Genomic DNA, 16,925 nt, shown 5'->3' with positions numbered 1-16,925 from the left:
CATCGGCGAGGCATCATCCGACCGGCTCGGTGCAATCATCCTTCGGGTCCCCGAAGGGTGGTTGTCCTGTTGCTACGGTTGCCACGCCGACGCGATCTAGTGATGCCTGTGGCGGCGATGGCCGCTACCGCCGACATTCGCAAGCCGCATCAGTTGCGGGATCATTGCCATCATGTCGCCGCCGCCCGCGCCGCCGAGCATGCCCATGATGTCGCCGCCGCCCATGCCCATGCCGCCCATCGGCGCGTAGCCGCCATAACCGCCGCCGAGACTGCCACTGGCAAGACCGCCGCCGCCGCCCATCATGCCGCCGAAACCGCCGCCATTCTCCACCATGCGGCTCATCATCGGGCCCATGGTCTGCATCAGCATGGCGAAGCGGCGCTTGCCCATCTTCGCCTTCATCATCTCCAGCATCGGCGCCATCTGGGTCATCATGTCCTGACCGCCGGCGCCTCCGCCGCCACCGAGACCTGCGAACTGCGCGCGGGCCGGCGTGCTCGTGATGGAAAACAGCAGCAGCAGCGCGGCGGCTGCCTGGCGGATCACCTTGTCAGCACCTCTCATTGCTCGCTCCAATTGGCTGGCTCCCTGCATGCGCGGCGCCGCGGGAGGCGGAGCCAAACGGACGCATGGGGCCATGATTAGAGCCGGCGCGGGGAGGGCTCTGTGAAAATCGTCACAGAGGAACCGCTAACCTGGGAACGCCCTGTGCATGGCATGCACCGCTTCCCTGGTCTGCCCCTGCACGTAAGGTGCGAGCTCGTTCGGCAGCATGTCGATGGTCCAGACCAGCCGGCACTTCGCCTCGCCGTCGGCGATCACCTGAACCGAGGCGCTGTAATGCTTCAGCCGCTCGTTGTTGATCGCATAGACCAGCCGCTGCCGCGCGTCGTCGGCGTCGACCAGCACCTCGCGCGCGACCGAGCCGTTGGAGAAGGTGACGATGCGCGCATCGCCGTCGAGCTGGCACGCCGTGACGAAGCCCGGCACGAGACGCTCGTGCAGGGCACCGAAATCGCGCACCGCGTCCCACACTTTGTGTGCGGGAGCGTTGAGAGGAACGTCGTTGTGGATGGAGGCCATGGATGTGTCCTTTTGATTGGGAAAGACGAGCCATAAGGCCGTCATTGCGATGACGAGCCTTGGGCACGCGCATGCCGTACTCTCAGATGTCATCGCCCGACTTGATCGGGCGATCCGGTATTCCAGAGACGGGCGTGATTGAATCGAGAAGCCGCGGCGTACTGGATGCCCCGGTCAAGCCGGGGCATGACAGAGTGTGTGTGGTGCTGTGGTCACCACCTCACGTACACACCGCTTCCACATTGTTGCCGTCGGGGTCGATCAAAAACGCCGCGTAGTAGGTCGGGCTGTAGTCCTTGCGCGGACCCGCGCCACCATTGTCGCGTCCGCCGGACTTCAGGCCTTCGCTGTGGAATTTCTTCACGGCGTCGTGGTCCTTGGCGCGGAATGCGATGTGGGCGCCGTCGGCCTTGCGGCCCTTGTTCAGATGGAGCCAGAGCGCCGGCTCGCCCTTCGGCCCGAAGCCGGCATAGCCGTCGCCGCTCGAGCAGAGCACGTAGCCGAGGGGACTGAGCACCGCGGTATAGAACCGCGTGCTGGCGTCGAGGTCGGCAACGCGCAATCCGATGTGATCGTACATGATGGTCTCCATTGCAAAAGCGCGCCTCGTCATGGCGCGACATGGAGACGAACCTAGTCAGTTGAGGGCAAGCTGCTCTTGGAAAATCTTGCGCATCCCCCGGGAGGCCTGGCGAAACTTCGTCGGAGACACCCCGGCGGCGCGATGGAAGGTGCGGACGAAGTTGGAGAGATCGCCGAAGCCGACGTCATAGGCGATGTCGGTGACCGCGATGTCATGATCTGTCAGCAGGCGAGCGGCGTGCCGCAGCCGCGAGCGCACGAGATATTGATGCGGGGTGACGCCGAGCACGTTTGAGAACAGTCGCAGGAAGTGGAACGGGCTGAGACCAGCCTGCCGCGCGGCGTCGTCGAGGTCGATGTCCTCTCCTGAATTCTCGTCGATCCACAGCGCGCTCTCCACGGCGCGGCGGCGGTCGCGTGCCGTCGGCGCGACCTGTTTGCGCGCCTTGCCCGAGACCACCTCGACGAAGCGGCCCGCAAGGATCTGGCCGATCTCGTCGATGCCTAAGTCGCTGTTGCCATCTGCTGCCGTCTGGGCCAGCTCGCCCAGTACCATCAGCTCGGGGAGCGGCGGCGTGGCGCCGACCTGCCAGACTTCGCGTCGTCCGCCGAGCGCTTCGACGAGGTCTTCGCCAATGAAGAACGACAGGCATTCGTCGCCGCTGACATGCTCATGCGTGCAGGTGTATTCCTCGCCGGGATGGCCGACCAGCACGGAGCCCGCCACCAGCTCGAAGAAGCCGGCCCGGCAATGGCAGCCAAAGCTGCCTTCGCGGACATAGGCGAGCGAATGGCCGGTGCGGTATTCGGCAAACGGCTTGTCGTCCGGTCCCGCATCGCAGCGAAACCGCGACACCGTCATCGAAGGCGTCGTCTTCAGCGTGGTCGCTTCCATCCACCCTATCTAGGCATGATCCGGAAAAGTGTGTAGCGGTTTTCCGATAAGATCATGCCCAAAAATAAAACCAAAAGCGCGATCACAATCGCGCTTTTAGCTGGCGCGCGGTGGGGCAACGGGCAGCAGCACCTCGAACAGCGTCTTGCTGGCGACCGGGTGGGCGCCCTCGAGCGAGAGCAGGCGGCGTTTCGAGATCACCCCGCCATAAGGCGAGATCCGGTCGGCATAGTTCCCGACCTCCAGCACGCGATGGCAGGGCACGATGATTATGAAGGGATTTTTGCCGATCGCCTGTGCCACCGAATGTGAAGCGCCAGAGGCGCCCAGAGCCTTGGCGATCTCGCCATAGGTGCGCGTCTCCCCGCGCGGGATGGCCCGGGCGAAGTCATAGACGCGCCGGTTGAAGGGCGGCACGCCGCTCATGTCGAGGCTGATGTCGGGGAGATCGGCGGCGTCGCCATGCAGGAATGCGGTGATCGCCTCGATCGCAAGCTCGGTGTTGCCGTCCGGCCGCTGCTCGCGTGCCTCGGGATGGGCCCGAAAAATCCGGCGGCGGGTGTCGAGCTCCCGCGCCTCCGGCAATTGCACGGCCACGATCCCGGCGCTGCTCCACACGATGCCGCAGCGGCCGATCGCCGTATCGAATATCAGGTAAGACCGCCCCACCATGTGCACGCCCCACTCATGCACGTCCTTAGCCCGGACAAAGATCATAACACCGCCACAATCCGGCGCACCTGGATTCTTGCCAGGACGTTAAGAAGCGTGAGGGCAAAGGCGCCAAAGCGCTTGGCGCGAGACGCCGTCTCGGCTAATCAAGGGGGTGCGGACCACGCATCAAGCGGGCGTAGTTCAATGGTAGAACGGCAGCTTCCCAAGCTGCATACGAGGGTTCGATTCCCTTCGCCCGCTCCAAGCGCTCGCTCTTCCAGCCAACGCTCGTATCTGCCGACGCGCGAGCGTCCGCTGCCGCTAGCTCGGCAAGCTCCTCAAGAAATCGATGATCGCCGCATTCACCTCGTTCGGCCGTTCCTGCTGGGTCCAGTGGCCGCAGCCGGGGAGCATCTGGATGTCACGGAGCAGCGGCACAGATTGTTTCATGTTGGCGAGGTGCTCGGCCGCACCGGGGAATGCGATGACCATGTCGTGGTCGCCGGCGATGAAGAGCGTTGGCACGGTGACCTTCAGGCCCTCGAAGGCGGCCATCAGCTCCCAGTTGCGATCGACGTTGCGATAATAGTTGAGGGGACCGCGAAATCCGCTGCGGGCGAACTCGGCGGCATAGAAGTCGAGATCGCTCGCGCTGAGCCATGACGGCAGCGGCACCGGCACCTTCGGCAGCATGCCGCCGGTCCGCGACACCATGCCGACGCCGACGCTCCTGCCACTGCTTGCGGCTCTCGCGCGGATCGCGGCTGCGCCTTCGCCCGATCCGCCATAGAGCATCGCACCGAGTGTCGCGCGCGGATCCCTTTCGAACTCTGCCTCTGCCACGCCCGGCTCCTGGAAATACAATTGATAGAACTGCGCCTCCGCCGTCTGCGGCATCAGGCTCGTTGGGGGCGCCGGGCTCCGCGGGCGGAACGGCACGCTGAGGATGGCGGCCGCACGAAAACGATCCGGCCGCAGGCGCGCGGTGTGCCAGGCAATCGTTGCGCCCCAGTCGTGTCCGACGATCACGGCGGTGGGTGCTTCAAGAGCGTCGAGCAGTCCGACCAGATCGCCGACCATATGGAAGATCGTGTATTGGTCGATCGCCTCGGGGCGGTCGCTCTTGCCATAGCCACGCATGTCAGGCGCAACGGCGTGGAAGCCGGCCGCGGCCAGCGCGGCAAGCTGATGGCGCCAGGAGTACCAGCTCTCGGGAAAGCCGTGGCAGAGCAGCACGACCGGCCCTTCACCCTGCTCGGCGACGTTGAGGCTGATGCCATTGGTCCGGATCATCCGCTGCGTTGGCTGGCTCATGTGACTGCCTCCCACGGGTGCTCGGTCGATCGCAGCATCCTAACCGGGTGTGCGAGGCGCGCAAAGATTCTAATATATTAGCCTCTCGATCCCGGCGTTCGCCGCGCGCCGCGCTAAGCTCGTTCTTGCTTTGGCGGATGCGGTCCGGCAGCCGGCCGATATTCGGATGAGGGGCCATGGACCAGCAAAAGCTCGACAGGGCAATCGGTCGCCGATTGAAGACATTGAGGATGCATGCCGGCATGACCCTGAACGAACTCGCCGCGCGCTCGGGCGTCAGCCGCGCGATGATTGGGCGCGTCGAGCGCGCGCAGAGCAGCGCCACGGCTTCGCTGCTCGGAAAGCTCTGTGCGGCGCTCGAGGTCTCGCTGAGCGACGTGGTCGCGCTTGCCGAGAAGCCGCCGGAACGGCTGGTGCGGCTTGCCGACCAGCCGCAATGGCGCGATCCCGAGAGCGGCTATCGCCGCCGTCACGCCTCGCCGACGGATGCGGCTAGCGGCATCGAGATCATCGTCGTCGACCTGCCGGCCGGTGCGCGCGTGCCCTACAGCCCCTGGGGCCGCACCGCCTTCACCCAGCAGCTCCTGATGCTGGAGGGCGCGATCTCCGTGTATATCGACGCCAAGACGCTGCGCCTGCGCGAAGGCGATTGTCTCGACTTCGACGTCATGCGCGCGGTGACCTTCGAGAACGAAAGCCGGCAGGATGCGCGCTACGTCATCGTCATCCGGCGCGGAACAACTCAAGGGAAAGCCTGATGCCGCTGATCGTGCGCGATGCCACGCTGGAAGACGCCGCCGAAATTTTGGCGATCTACAATTTCGCCGCGCTGAACACCACGGCAGTATGGACCGACGGCCCGTCGGATCTGGAGGCGAGGCGCGACTGGATCCGCGCCCGCGGCGAGGCGGGCTATCCCGTGCTGGTCGCAATGCGCGGATCGGATGTGGTGGGCTTTGCCTCCTTCGGCGACTTCCGCCCGTGGCCCGGCTATCGCCACACCGTGGAGAATTCGGTGTATGTCGACGAGCGCCATCACCGCTGCGGCATCGGTCGCAGCCTGATGGCCGCGCTGATCGAGCGCGCCACCGCCATGCGCAAGCACACGATGATCGCAGGGATCGAGGCCGCCAATGCGGGTTCGATCGCGCTGCATGCCTCGCTCGGCTTTAGCGAAGTGGCGCGCATGCCGGAGGTCGGCTGCAAGTTCGGCCGCTGGCTCGATCTCGTCTTCATGCAGAAGCGGCTCGCCACTGACATCGCGCCGTGAGATGAGGAGCGACATGCATATCCGTACCGGCGATACCCATGATCCGCGCGTCATCGCGCTGCTCGATTATCACCGGACAAGCGCGGCGGCGCAGACGGCGCCCGGCAGTGCGCATGCACTCGATCTCAGCGGCCTTCGCGCAGCCGATGTCGCGTTCTGGACCGGCTGGGATGACGAGACGCTGGTCGCCACCGGCGCGCTGAAGACGCTCGCGGCCGATCATGGCGAGGTGAAGTCGATGCACACGCTTCAGACCGCGCGCCGGCGCGGCTTTGGCGCGCTCATGCTCAGCCATATCATCGGCGAGGCGCGCGGGCGCGGCATGGCGCGGCTGAGCCTCGAAACCGGATCGTGGGATTATTTCAAGCCCGCGCACGCGCTCTACCGGGCGCACGGCTTCGTCGATTGCGGTCCGTTCGAGGGCTATGTCGAGGATCGCAACAGCCTGTTCCTGACGCTCGACCTGACCGGACGCTGAGCCGCGGCGGTGGCGGCCGTCCTTCCGCCCGTCCCTCAAAATGAGTTGCGTACCTCAGAAAACCTCTGCTAGCCTTCAGCCCATGAAGCAGGACGCGCCCGCCGCGCTGACATTGAGGGACATCGCAAGCCAGGCTGGCGTCAGCCTCGCCACGGTCGATCGCGTTCTGCACAACCGGCCCGGCGTGCGGCCGGACACGGTCCGGCGCGTCAAGGAGGCGATCGAACGCAATTCCTTTCAGCCGCATGTTGCCGCCGCCGAGCTCGCCCGCGGCCGCGCCCGACGCTTTGCCTTCGTGATGCCGTCGGGACCGAACCTCTTCATGCAGCAGATCCAGTCCTATCTCGGCGAGATGACGGCCTGGCTCTCGGCCCGCCGCCTCGCGGTCGAGATGATCGCGACCGACGTGTTCGACGCTTCCGTACTCGCATCTTCGCTCGAGGCTCTCGTCGGCACCTATGACGGCATCGCCGTGGTGGCGCTCGATCATCCCGGCGTGCGGGCGGCGATCAACGATCTCGTCGAGGGCGGGGCCAAGGTGGTGACGCTGGTCTCCGACGTGCCGTCGTCGCGGCGCCACCATTATGTCGGCATCGACAACATCGCTGCGGGGCGCACCGCGGGCGCGCTGGTCGGCCGGCTCGTGGGTCCAAGGTCAGATTTAAGCTCCGGCAAGGTCGCGATCGTCGCTGGCTCGCAGGGCCTGCGCGACCACGCCGAGCGCATCTTCGGCTTCAACCAGGTGATGGCCTCGGAGTTCGTCGAGCTGAGCGTGCTGCCGGTGCTGGAGGGGCGCGACGAGGACGAGCGTTCCTGGCAGCTATTGGCGCGGCTGCTCGCCAAACACCCTGATATCGTCGGCCTCTACAATGTCGGCGCGGGCACGCAGGGCGTTGCGAGGGCGCTGATGGAGTCCGGCCGCGACAAGCAGATCGTGTTCGTCGGACACGACGTCACGGTCCTGACGCGCAAGCTGCTGCTGCAGGGCGTGATGGATGCCGCGATTTCGCAGAACCCCGGGCACGAGGCGCGCGCCGCCGTGCGCGTGTTGCTGGCGCTGGCGCGGGGCGAGCCGATCTTGAGCGAACAGGAGAAGATCCGCATCGACATCGTGATGCGGGACAATCTGCCTTAGCCGGCAGAACGGATGCGTGAGGACCGCCCGTGCGGGACAGGCGACAGAGATCGCCAGCAGGGCCGGAAAGGGAGGACGAAACGTGTTTCTCGGACTGGACATCGGCACGTCCGGTGTGAAGGCGGTGCTCGTAAGCGAAGCCGGTGCGATTGTCGCGACCGCCGCGCGCGAGCTTGCGCTGTCGCATCCCGCGCCGCTGTGGTCCGAGCAGGATCCGGACGCCTGGGTCGATGCCGCGGTCGGCGCGGTCGACGATCTCGCCGCCAGCAACCGCAGCGAGGTCGCGCTCACTCGCGGCATCGGGCTGTCCGGCCAGATGCACGGCGCGACGCTGCTTGGCGATGACGGCCGTCCGCTGCGCCCTGCCATTCTCTGGAACGACGGCCGCTCGCATGCCGAATGTGCCAAGCTGGAGCGGCGCTGTCCGTCGCTGCATGCGATTGCGGGCAATCTGGCGATGCCCGGTTTCACTGCGCCAAAGCTGTTGTGGGTCGCGGGGCACGAGCCCGAGATCTTCAGGCGCGTCGCAAAAGTGCTGTTGCCGAAGGCCTATGTCCGCTACCGCCTGACCGGCGAGATGGTCGAGGACATGTCGGATGCCGCCGGCACGCTGTGGCTCGACGTCGGCCAGCGCCGCTGGTCGCCGCTGCTGCTGCACGCCACGGGCCTCGATCTGCATCACATGCCGCGGCTCGTCGAGGGCAGCGAGGTCAGTGCAGTGCTGGCTCCAGAATACGCGCAGCGATGGGGCATGGCGAAGAATGTGGTGGTTGCCGGTGGCGCCGGTGACAACGCGGCGAGCGCGATCGGGCTCGGCGCGATCGCGCCCGGCGATGCCTTCCTGTCGCTCGGCACCTCCGGCGTCATCTTCCGTGTCACCGACCGGTTTGCGCCGGCGCCCGCTTCCGCCGTGCACGCCTTCTGCCACGCACTGCCCGGCCTGTGGCATCAGATGGGCGTGATGCTCTCGGCGGCGGCTTCCCTCGCCTGGCTTTCCGACGTGATGGCAACGCCTGCGGCCGCGCTGCTTGCGCCGCTCGGCGAGAGCGTCAAGGCGCCGAGCCCGATCAAGTTCCTGCCCTACCTCGATGGCGAGCGCACGCCGCACAATGATGCTGCAGCGAGCGGCGCCTTCGTGGGCCTGCGCGGCGCAAACGGACGCGACCAGATCGTGCAGGCCGTGCTCGAAGGCGTTGCCTTCGCCGCGCGCGACAATCTCGCCGCGCTCGGCAGCGCCAGCTCGGCGATTTCGGAGGTCGATCTCGTCGGCGGCGGATCGCGCTCGGCCTTGTGGGCGCAGATCTGCGCCGACGTGCTCGGCATTCCCGTCCACCGCGTCGAGGAAGGCGAGGTCGGAGCTGCGCTGGGCGCCGCGCGGCTCGGACGCCTGGCCGCCACCGGCGAGGAGCCCGCGCAAGTCTGCACGCGGCCGCGGCGCCTCGCGAGTTTCACGCCGCGCGCGTCCACCGCTGCCGCCTATGACGACGCCTATCATCAGTGGCGAAAACTGTATCCCGCGCTGAAGGAGTTCTCGCTGTGAACGCATCCCCAAATTTCTTTGGTGCGACCGCGCCGGTCGCCTATGGCGGTACGAACGCCAAGGGCCCGCTCGCGTTCCGCTGGTACGACAAGGACCGCATCGTCCACGGCCGCAGGCTGGAGGATCATTTGCGCTTTGCCGTCTGCTACTGGCATTCGTTCTGCTGGCCGGGCGGTGATCCCTTCGGCGGCGAGACGTTCCTGCGGCCATGGCATCACGGCAGCGATGCCATGGCGATGGCGCGCGCCAAGGCCGATGTCGCCTTCGAGCTGTTCCGCCTGCTAGATGTGCCGTTCTTCACCTTCCATGACGTCGATGCGGCGCCGGAAGGAGCCTCGCTCGCCGAATCCGTCGCCAACCTCAACGCGATCGCCGATCTGTTCGAACAGAAGATGGCCTCCGCCAAGGTGCGCCTGCTCTGGGGCACGGCCAATCTGTTCACGCACCGTCGCTACATGGCGGGCGCCGCGACCAATCCGGATCCCGACGTCTTTACCTATGCCGCCGGACAGGTGCGCGCCGCGCTCGAGGTCACGCACCGGCTCGGCGGCCAGAACTACGTGCTATGGGGCGGGCGCGAGGGCTACGAGACGCTGCTCAACACCGACATCGGCCGCGAGCTCGACCAGCTTGGCCGCTTCGTCTCGCTGGTCGTCGAGCACAAGCACAAGCTCGGTTTCAAGGGCCCGATCCTGATCGAGCCCAAGCCGAAGGAGCCGACCAAGCATCAATACGACTTCGACGTTGCCACCTGCTACGGCTTCCTCCAGCGCTATGACCTCCTCGAGGACGTCAAGCTCAACATCGAGCAGAACCACGCCATCCTCGCCGGGCACTCGTTCCAGCACGAGGTTGCGCTTGCCGAGGCGCTCGGTGTGTTCGGCTCGCTCGACATCAACCGCGGCGATGATCTGCTCGGCTGGGACACCGACCAGTTCGCGATGAACGTGTGCGAGCTGGTGCTGGTGTTCCACGAGATGCTGAACCGCGGCGGCTTTACCACGGGCGGTCTCAATTTCGATGCCAAGATCAGGCGACAATCGATCGACCCCGACGATCTGATCCACGCCCATGTCGCCTCGATGGATGCCTGCGCGCGGGCCTTCCTCGCGGCGGCCGACATGCTCGATGCCGGCGCGCTCACGGCGCCGCTCGCCGAGCGCTATAACGGATGGGCTGGAGCTGAGGGCCGCGCCATCCTTGCCGGCCAGCGCTCGCTCGCCGATCTCGCCGATCGCGCGCTCGCCCCCGGCTTCGATCCGCAGCCGCGGTCGGGCCGGCAGGAATACCTTGAATCCCTGGTCAACCGGTACGTCTGAGCGAGGCCGCTGATGACAAACGTTGAAGCAACACGGCAGCCGGTCCTCGAACTGACCGGGATCGGCAAGGAGTTCGGCGCCATCCGCGCGCTGCACGACGTCGACATGCAGGTCTATCCGGGCGAGGTGGTCGGCCTGATGGGCGACAACGGCGCCGGCAAGTCGACGCTGGTGAAAATTATCGCCGGCAATTTCCGTCCCAGCCACGGCGAGATCCGCTTCGACGGCAATGCCGTGCATTTCTACCGGCCGATCGACGCCCGCGCTGTCGGCATCGAGGTGGTCTACCAGGACCTCGCGCTCGCCGACAATCTGTCGGCTGCGGCGAACGTCTTTCTTGGCCGCGAGCTCAAGCGCAAATTCGGCCCCATCTCGCTGCTCGACCACAAGGCGATGGCGGCGCGCGCGCTGGACTTGTTCGGCGAGTTGCGCTCGGAGACGCGGCCGCACGATCTCGTCAAGCAGATGTCGGGCGGCCAGCGCCAGGCGGTCGCGATCGCGCGGACGCGGCTGTCGAACGCCAAGCTCGTGATGATGGACGAGCCAACCGCCGCGATCTCGGTGCGCCAGGTCGAGCAGGTGCTGAGCCTGATCCACCGCCTGAAGGAGCAGGGCGTCGCCGTGATGCTGATCTCGCACCGCATGCCCGACGTGTTCGCGGTTTGCGACCGCGTCGTCGTGATGCGCCGCGGCGAGAAGCGCGCCGACAAGGCGATCCACGATACCAGCCCCGAGGAAGTCACCGCCCTCATCACCGGCGCGAAGGAGGCGGCGTAATGGCGATCCAGATCGAATCCCCTATCACCTTCACCAATGTCGGCAAGGCAAGATGGTGGCAGCGCGGTCTCCTTGCGACGCAGACCGGCTACGTCCTGCTCGCACTCCTGGTGCTGCTCGCCATCATGCATTTTGCCAGCCCCTACTTCTTCACCGAAGGCAACATGCAGAACGTGGCGAAGAACTTTTCCTTTATCGCCATCGCAACCCTCGGAATCACCTTCGTCATCATCACCGGCGGCATCGATCTTTCCGTCGGTTCGATGATGTGCTTCTCTGCCATGATCACCTCCATGGTCATGGTCGAGCTGTCGGCACCGGGGTCGCTGTTCGTCCATTTGGCGGCTGACGGCAAGACCGTCGTCGCCAACGTGCCAGGACTGATTCTCGTGATCTCCGTGCTGGCGGGGCTGGCGGCCGCACTCGTCGTCGGGCTCATCAACGGCTTCTGCATCGCGACGCTGGGGCTGTCGCCATTCGTCACGACACTCGGCATGCTCTCGATCGTGCGTGGGCTCGCTTATGTCGTCTCCAACGGCCGCGGCAGTTTTCCGGGCGGACCGGACGCCGACTATTTCTACGCGCTCACCTCGGGCGACCTGTTCGGCGTGCCCGCGCCGTTCATTTACCTCGTGATCCTCGCCCTCGTCATGGCGGTGGTGCTGCACCACACCACCTTCGGTCGTCACGTCTTTGCGCTCGGCGGCAACGAGAAGGCGGCCGAATTGACCGGCATCTCGGTCGTGCGCGTGAAGATCGAGGTCTACGTGATCTGCGCGCTCGCCGCGGGGCTTCAGGGCATCATCATCTCCGGCTGGCTGGGATCGGCGCCGGCGAACATGGCGACGTCCTACGAGCTCAACGTGATCGCGGCCGCCGTCATCGGCGGTGCCAATCTCGCCGGCGGCATCGGCGGTCCGTTGGGAGCCATCGTCGGCTGCGTGCTGCTCGAGGTGATCCGCAACGGCCTCGTGCTCGCGCAGGTCAACTCCTACTGGCAGCAGACGCTGGTCGGCGTGATCATCATCCTGGCCGTGCTGGTGGACCGCATCCGCTCGCGCATGGCCTGACAAGAGTTACTCCGGGAGGGCAACGAATGCATCGTCTATCCGCCTTCCGGAGCCATCGTTTTCAAGAGGATAGGCATAATGTGGAGGGAACGTAATGAGGAAGATCCTGCTTGCCGGCATGGCCATCGCGATGATGGTGACCCCGGCGTTCGCCCAGACCTACAAGTTCGCGGTCGTACCCAAGGCGATGAACAATCCGTTCTTCGACGTGGCACGCGACGGCTGCATGAAGCGCGCGAAAGAGCTCGGCAACGTCGAGTGCATCTACAAGGGGCCGATCGAGCACGAGCCGGCGACGCAGGCGCAGATCATCCAGGACTTCATCACCCAGAAGGTGGATGGCCTGGCGATCTCCGTTGCCGACGTCGCGGCAATGACCAAGTCGATCGAGGCGGCGACCGCGGCCGGCATTCCCGTCATCACGTTTGACGCGGATGCGCCGGGCTCCAAGCGCATCGCCTATATCGGCACCAACAACAAGGACTTCGGCCTCGCGCTCGGCAAGCAATTGCTTCAGCTCCGGCCCGAGGGCGGCAAATATGCCATGGTCTCCGGCGGTCCGGGCGCGAAGAACCTCGCCGAGCGCGTCGATGGCGTCCGCGAGGCGCTCAAGGGCTCGAAATGGGTCGAGGTCGCGGGCTCGCCGACCTTCTGCAACGACGATTCCACGCTCGCGGTTCAGCAGATGGCGGACCTGCGCACCGCGACGCCGGACCTCGCCGCGATCGTGCCGGTCGGTGGCTGGCCGATGTTCGCGCCGGAAGGCTTCAAGGCTTTCGTCAACAAGAACAAGAAGGACATCGATTCCGGCAAGCTGACGCTCGTCGTCGCCGATACGCTCAAGATGCAGCTTGAGCTCCTGCGTGACGGCTATTCCAATGCGCTCACCGGCCAGCGCCCGTTCGAGATGGGCGTGAAGTCGATGGACGCCCTGCTCGCGATCAAGAAGGGCGAGAAGGTGCCGGAGATCATCTACACCGGCCTCGATCTCGTGACGAAGGACAACGTCGCGCAACTCTTGAAGTAGGACGTCTGCCAGCCCCGACGTCCCTGCGCTTCCTCTCCCGCCTGCAGACACGCAGGCGGGAGAGGCTAGGATCTTGCCAGGTGGAGGGTGAAACATGGTGATCGACGGGCATCAACATTTCTGGGACCCGGCGCGCGCCGACTATCCCTGGATGGCGGCGACCGAACTCGCACCGATCCGCCGCGCCTTCGGCCCCGCCGATCTCGCGCCGCTCCTGAAGCAGAACGGCATCGATGCGAGCATTTTGGTGCAGTGCCGGTCCTCGGTCGCGGAGACCGAGGAATTTCTGCGCATTGCTGCGGCAACGCCCTTCGTCGCCGGCGTCGTCGGCTGGGCCGATCTCACGGATGGCGCGCTCGACGAGACGCTCGACCGGCTGCGGGCCTCGCCAGAAGGCAAGAAGCTTGTCGGCATCCGCCACCAGGTCCATGACGAAGCCGATCCCGACTGGCTGTTGCGCGAGGACGTGCAGCGTGGCCTGATGGCGGTGTTCGCGTGCGATCTCACCTACGATTTCCTGGTCCGCACCCGCGAACTGCCTGCCGCGATCGCAACTGCCCAGGCCTTTCCGCACGCGCGTTTCGTGCTCGATCACGCCGCCAAGCCGCCGATCGCCGATGGATGGAGCGACGAATGGGCCGGTCGCATCGCGGCGCTCGCGAGCAGCGGCAACGTCTGGTGCAAGATCTCCGGCCTTGCGACGGAGGCCCGCTGGAACGACTGGGACGCGGAGCGCCTATTGCCCTACGTCGAGCACGTCGCCAAATGCTTCGGCGAGGATCGCCTGATCTTCGGCTCCGACTGGCCCGTGTGCCTGCTTGCAGGAAGCTACGGTGAGATCAAGGGCGCGCTCGATGATTGTCTGACGAAGCTGGGCCCACAGGTACGCAAGAAAGCATTCGGAGCGAATGCGCAGCGGGCGTATCGATTGTGCTGATGTGGCCGCGAGCACTTCCTTCTTCCCTTGTGGGAATATGAGGATATCCACAACCGATTGAAATAGCGGATAAAACGGAAGTCGGTGTCCATATAGTGTCCCTTGCGCGAGGTTCCTTGCCGCGCACTCCGGCATGATGCGTGACCGCCTGTGCGCTGGCGAGGCCGGGCCCGTCTTTTCCTGTAGCCCTGCACTCCCGGCGCACTGTACGGCCTTCCTAGGGCGGCGATGCTGACGCCTGCTGCTTGCGAACGCTCGATGCTGGCGCGATGGCCACCCCAATCCGTAGCGCAGCGGCTTGGTAGCGAGATCGGCGTCGCAGCGGTGGCGGTACCAATGTGGGCACGGGCAGACCCAAAAATCTTCCGAGGTACCATCCCGCCCTGTGATCTACCTCACCGATCGGAACGGTTGCATAGTTTAGCATTCTGCAATCGCCAATGCTGAAGCCAGAGGAGGATTGCATGTTCAAAGCATTTAGCTTTGCGTTGATTGTAGTACTTTGCACTTCCGGATGGTCGAAGGCGCAAGCCGAAGTGCCACAGCATTACACATTCCATAATGGAAACGAGGTCCTTTTTGACCCGCCGCTCGAGCTTGGGTGGGGGCCCATCACCTTCAAGTGCGACAAGATTGGCCTTCGCGAAGTTGTCGCTATTTCGGCCTTGGTTTGCAGCATAACTCCAAAGTGTCCGAAGACGGTACGCGACCGAGCGCTCCGCAACGTGCTTGGAAACTGAACGTAGTCGTAGTTTTTATTGAGCCGCGCGGAAAACGCTTGTTAAGATTTGCTAACGTTGAGTTCTTCGCATTTTGACCCGTTGTGGACCTAGATCGATCTGAATGTTCTCTCACGCCGGATGTGTGGTGCGAGCGTTAACGGCTAGCGGGGATGAGTGTCACCCTCATGCTTCCGCACCACGCGAAACGTGGCGTTTGCCCGAGCGATTACACTGTCGTCGGCCTTGATTAGACTTTGCGCGAAGCAGATCGTTCTGCCGGTTTTGATCACCTCACTGTCCACGGTGAGCCATTGCCCGATCTGTGCGATGCCGGTGAAGTCGACCACAAGAGTGATCGTCGCCAGCGACGATGCCCAGCCAATCGCCTGTGCGCAGCTATAGCCCATCGCGTTGTCAGCAAGCGCGGAGATCAGCCCGCCATGAACGTTGCCACGTGCATTGGTGTGCGGCTTGGCCAGCCGTACTCCCATGATCACGGCTTTGTCCGTCCGCTTCGAATAGAGCGGTTCCCAAGGATCGGTTAAAGGGCTCTTACGGAAGTGCGGTTCGAAACCTTCGGGGATACCGGTGCTGTTCATGGTCATGCGCGACCTCCGTTCCTTGGCGAAAACCTGTGCCATTCGCTGACGATCCGCAGGAAACAATTGTACTCGTGGTTCGGCATCCAAGTGCCGGATTGAAGCGCGACGCCTTGCGATGGGTGATGGTATGCGACCTCCGGCGATCGGTCGTCCGGGTCCTTTGGAGGCCCCCAAAGCGCGAGGTACGCGCGACCGCCTCTGTCGAGAACATCTAATGCGAGAAAATCCGTGGTTGCAGTTGCAGGGCGGAGGCTCGCCAGAAAGTCCGCTATGCGATCAACTTCCGCATCGCAGCGAAATGACGCGATGGAGAAACGACATCAGCACGGCTAGAACCGGATTAGTGGGCACCACATGGCCCTAAGCAAATTCCGTCTACTCGCCCCGTGAGCGAGTGGCCAGCAACACAATGGCCTCGATTGATAGCACCACACTTTTTCGATCGTTGATCACTTCGACGCGGTTCTTGATGACACCCCGTCCCGGCTTGCGAGACGGGCGCTTCTCAATAATTGTGATGCATTCGTGCAACCGGTCACCTGCACGCACGGGTTCCGGGAATTTGACCTGCCAGTCAAAGCCCCCCAAGAAAGCCCACTTCCGATCCGGCTGGTTCACGACTTCGTGGAACAACCGATACATCAAGCTGATTGTGTAACCCCCGCTTGCGATCAGTCCACCGAACGGCGATTTGCTGGCGGCCTCTGCATCAACGTGAAAAGGCCACGGGTCGTATGCGCGATTATAGGCCAGCATTTCTTCTCGATCCACGAGGTGTTCTGTCGTCGTCCAACTATCTCCGACGTTCAGATCCTCGAAGTATGTCACCTTCATGAGCATCCCCATCCATTGGGTTTTCGAAGGCGGAAAGCGGCGAGGACGGTCAAGACATTACGGTGAAATTCTCGTCGAGTGCAATCACAGAGGTCCTTTGGAGCGTAGTAACTGCCAGCAGCGAATGTCCGCGATGGTCATTCGCGACCGGCTAAGCCAGCGGCAAGTCGGCATGGTCCCGCTATGCGCCGCGAGCGACCAAATTCCGCATCGCCCCGAAGTTACGCGCGTCGGGAGAGGGTGAAGCAGCCGCATTCGCACCCTCACGTGCCGGCAGGCACCTGATCCAAGAATCCCGTGATGCTCTTGATGCGGCCGTCTTTCAGTACGGCGAAATCGGTGCCCTTGATCGGGCTGTCGACGCCGTCGGGGCCGAGGCCCCAGGAAAAGCGCAGGTGCTCGCCATAGCCGTTTGGCTCGCCGATCAGCTTGAACCTGAACTCCGGAAAGCGCTGCTGCACGCCGGCGATCAGCGCATCGACGCCGTCATGGCCGTCACCGCGCATCAAGGGATCGATATAGCTCGCATCCGCCGTCCAGTTCTCGCTGAGCAGTTCGCGCCGTTTGCCCGGCGTGCGCTCGTTCCAGAGATCGATATAGCGGCGGGCGAGGGTGATGTGGTCGGTCATGGTGGCCTCCTTCGAAAAACGCCGGATGGTTCGGCTGTCCCTGACTATCGAAGG

20 protein-coding genes and 1 tRNA gene are annotated in these 16,925 nt (G+C 64.4%); 12 read left to right on the top strand and 9 right to left on the bottom strand.

Annotation, left to right across the window (positions count from 1 at the left end):
• Window positions 1–96 precede the first annotated feature (96 nt).
• The 5 genes from NLN62_RS15055 to NLN62_RS15035 form a co-directional block, all read right to left on the bottom strand.
• Window positions 97–567: a hypothetical protein gene (locus NLN62_RS15055; protein ID WP_254109279.1), complete on the bottom strand. Its 471-nt coding sequence runs from the start codon at window positions 565–567 to the stop codon at window positions 97–99.
• A 126-nt stretch (window positions 568–693) separates the two neighbouring features.
• Complete coding sequence (locus tag NLN62_RS15050; protein WP_027521499.1) at window positions 694–1,086, bottom strand: SRPBCC family protein; 393 nt, start codon at window positions 1,084–1,086, stop codon at window positions 694–696.
• Window positions 1,087–1,306: 220 nt separating this feature from the next.
• Window positions 1,307–1,666 carry a VOC family protein gene (locus NLN62_RS15045; protein WP_254109278.1) on the bottom strand — a complete coding sequence of 120 codons (360 nt, stop codon included), beginning with the start codon at window positions 1,664–1,666 and terminating at the stop codon, window positions 1,307–1,309.
• Between the two features lie 57 nt (window positions 1,667–1,723).
• Window positions 1,724–2,563: an AraC family transcriptional regulator gene (locus tag NLN62_RS15040; protein WP_027521497.1), complete on the bottom strand. Its 840-nt coding sequence runs from the start codon at window positions 2,561–2,563 to the stop codon at window positions 1,724–1,726.
• Between the two features lie 96 nt (window positions 2,564–2,659).
• On the bottom strand, window positions 2,660–3,235 hold the full coding sequence (locus NLN62_RS15035; protein WP_027521496.1) for a methylated-DNA--[protein]-cysteine S-methyltransferase: 576 nt from the start codon (window positions 3,233–3,235) through the stop codon (window positions 2,660–2,662).
• A 172-nt stretch (window positions 3,236–3,407) separates the two neighbouring features.
• On the opposite strand from NLN62_RS15035, the gene NLN62_RS15030 reads away from it, so the two are divergent.
• A tRNA-Gly gene (locus NLN62_RS15030) sits at window positions 3,408–3,481 on the top strand.
• Window positions 3,482–3,538: 57 nt separating this feature from the next.
• Here NLN62_RS15030 and NLN62_RS15025 read toward each other — a convergent pair.
• Entirely contained in the window at window positions 3,539–4,531 is a 993-nt protein-coding gene (locus NLN62_RS15025) for an alpha/beta fold hydrolase (protein WP_254109277.1), read from the bottom strand.
• A gap of 176 nt (window positions 4,532–4,707) precedes the next feature.
• Between NLN62_RS15025 and NLN62_RS15020 the strand changes: the two genes are divergently transcribed.
• From NLN62_RS15020 to NLN62_RS14970, 11 genes are all read left to right on the top strand, one after another.
• Complete coding sequence (locus NLN62_RS15020; RefSeq protein WP_254109276.1) at window positions 4,708–5,289, top strand: helix-turn-helix domain-containing protein; 582 nt, start codon at window positions 4,708–4,710, stop codon at window positions 5,287–5,289.
• Complete coding sequence (locus NLN62_RS15015; RefSeq protein ID WP_254109275.1) at window positions 5,289–5,801, top strand: GNAT family N-acetyltransferase; 513 nt, start codon at window positions 5,289–5,291, stop codon at window positions 5,799–5,801. The genes NLN62_RS15020 and NLN62_RS15015 overlap by 1 nt, the downstream gene beginning before the upstream one ends.
• A gap of 13 nt (window positions 5,802–5,814) precedes the next feature.
• The gene (locus NLN62_RS15010; RefSeq protein WP_254109274.1) at window positions 5,815–6,279 is read left to right on the top strand and encodes a GNAT family N-acetyltransferase; all 465 of its coding nucleotides are present in this window, start codon (window positions 5,815–5,817) and stop codon (window positions 6,277–6,279) included.
• Between the two features lie 82 nt (window positions 6,280–6,361).
• Window positions 6,362–7,414 carry a LacI family DNA-binding transcriptional regulator gene (locus NLN62_RS15005; protein ID WP_027521492.1) on the top strand — a complete coding sequence of 351 codons (1,053 nt, stop codon included), beginning with the start codon at window positions 6,362–6,364 and terminating at the stop codon, window positions 7,412–7,414.
• An 82-nt stretch (window positions 7,415–7,496) separates the two neighbouring features.
• A complete protein-coding gene (gene xylB / locus NLN62_RS15000) occupies window positions 7,497–8,954 on the top strand; it encodes a xylulokinase (protein WP_254109273.1) in 1,458 nt (485 codons plus the stop codon).
• Window positions 8,951–10,273, top strand: a complete 1,323-nt coding sequence (gene xylA / locus NLN62_RS14995) for a xylose isomerase (protein ID WP_254109272.1) — start codon at window positions 8,951–8,953, stop codon at window positions 10,271–10,273. Before xylB ends, xylA begins: the two co-directional genes overlap by 4 nt.
• A gap of 12 nt (window positions 10,274–10,285) precedes the next feature.
• Window positions 10,286–11,050, top strand: a complete 765-nt coding sequence (locus tag NLN62_RS14990; protein ID WP_027521489.1) for an ATP-binding cassette domain-containing protein — start codon at window positions 10,286–10,288, stop codon at window positions 11,048–11,050.
• Entirely contained in the window at window positions 11,050–12,120 is a 1,071-nt protein-coding gene (locus NLN62_RS14985) for an ABC transporter permease (protein WP_254109271.1), read from the top strand. The genes NLN62_RS14990 and NLN62_RS14985 overlap by 1 nt, the downstream gene beginning before the upstream one ends.
• A 94-nt stretch (window positions 12,121–12,214) precedes the next feature.
• Window positions 12,215–13,147: a sugar-binding protein gene (locus tag NLN62_RS14980; RefSeq protein ID WP_254109270.1), complete on the top strand. Its 933-nt coding sequence runs from the start codon at window positions 12,215–12,217 to the stop codon at window positions 13,145–13,147.
• A 94-nt stretch (window positions 13,148–13,241) separates the two neighbouring features.
• Complete coding sequence (locus NLN62_RS14975; RefSeq protein ID WP_254109269.1) at window positions 13,242–14,084, top strand: amidohydrolase; 843 nt, start codon at window positions 13,242–13,244, stop codon at window positions 14,082–14,084.
• A 464-nt stretch (window positions 14,085–14,548) separates the two neighbouring features.
• Window positions 14,549–14,824, top strand: a complete 276-nt coding sequence (locus NLN62_RS14970; protein ID WP_254109268.1) for a hypothetical protein — start codon at window positions 14,549–14,551, stop codon at window positions 14,822–14,824.
• Between the two features lie 143 nt (window positions 14,825–14,967).
• Here NLN62_RS14970 and NLN62_RS14965 read toward each other — a convergent pair whose 3' ends face one another.
• The 3 genes from NLN62_RS14965 to NLN62_RS14955 all read right to left on the bottom strand — a co-directional run bounded on the left by NLN62_RS14965 (window position 14,968) and on the right by NLN62_RS14955 (window position 16,871).
• Window positions 14,968–15,405, bottom strand: a complete 438-nt coding sequence (locus NLN62_RS14965; RefSeq protein WP_254113506.1) for a PaaI family thioesterase — start codon at window positions 15,403–15,405, stop codon at window positions 14,968–14,970.
• 378 nt (window positions 15,406–15,783) lie between these two features.
• The gene (locus NLN62_RS14960) at window positions 15,784–16,242 is read right to left on the bottom strand and encodes a MaoC/PaaZ C-terminal domain-containing protein (protein WP_254109267.1); all 459 of its coding nucleotides are present in this window, start codon (window positions 16,240–16,242) and stop codon (window positions 15,784–15,786) included.
• 263 nt (window positions 16,243–16,505) lie between these two features.
• Window positions 16,506–16,871, bottom strand: a complete 366-nt coding sequence (locus NLN62_RS14955; RefSeq protein WP_027521485.1) for a nuclear transport factor 2 family protein — start codon at window positions 16,869–16,871, stop codon at window positions 16,506–16,508.
• Between the last annotated feature and the right edge of the window lie 54 nt (window positions 16,872–16,925).

It is taken from the genome of Bradyrhizobium sp. CCGUVB23 (assembly GCF_024199885.1).
Lineage (GTDB): Bacteria > Pseudomonadota > Alphaproteobacteria > Rhizobiales > Xanthobacteraceae > Bradyrhizobium.
This window is presented reverse-complemented; position numbering and strand designations above follow the sequence as displayed.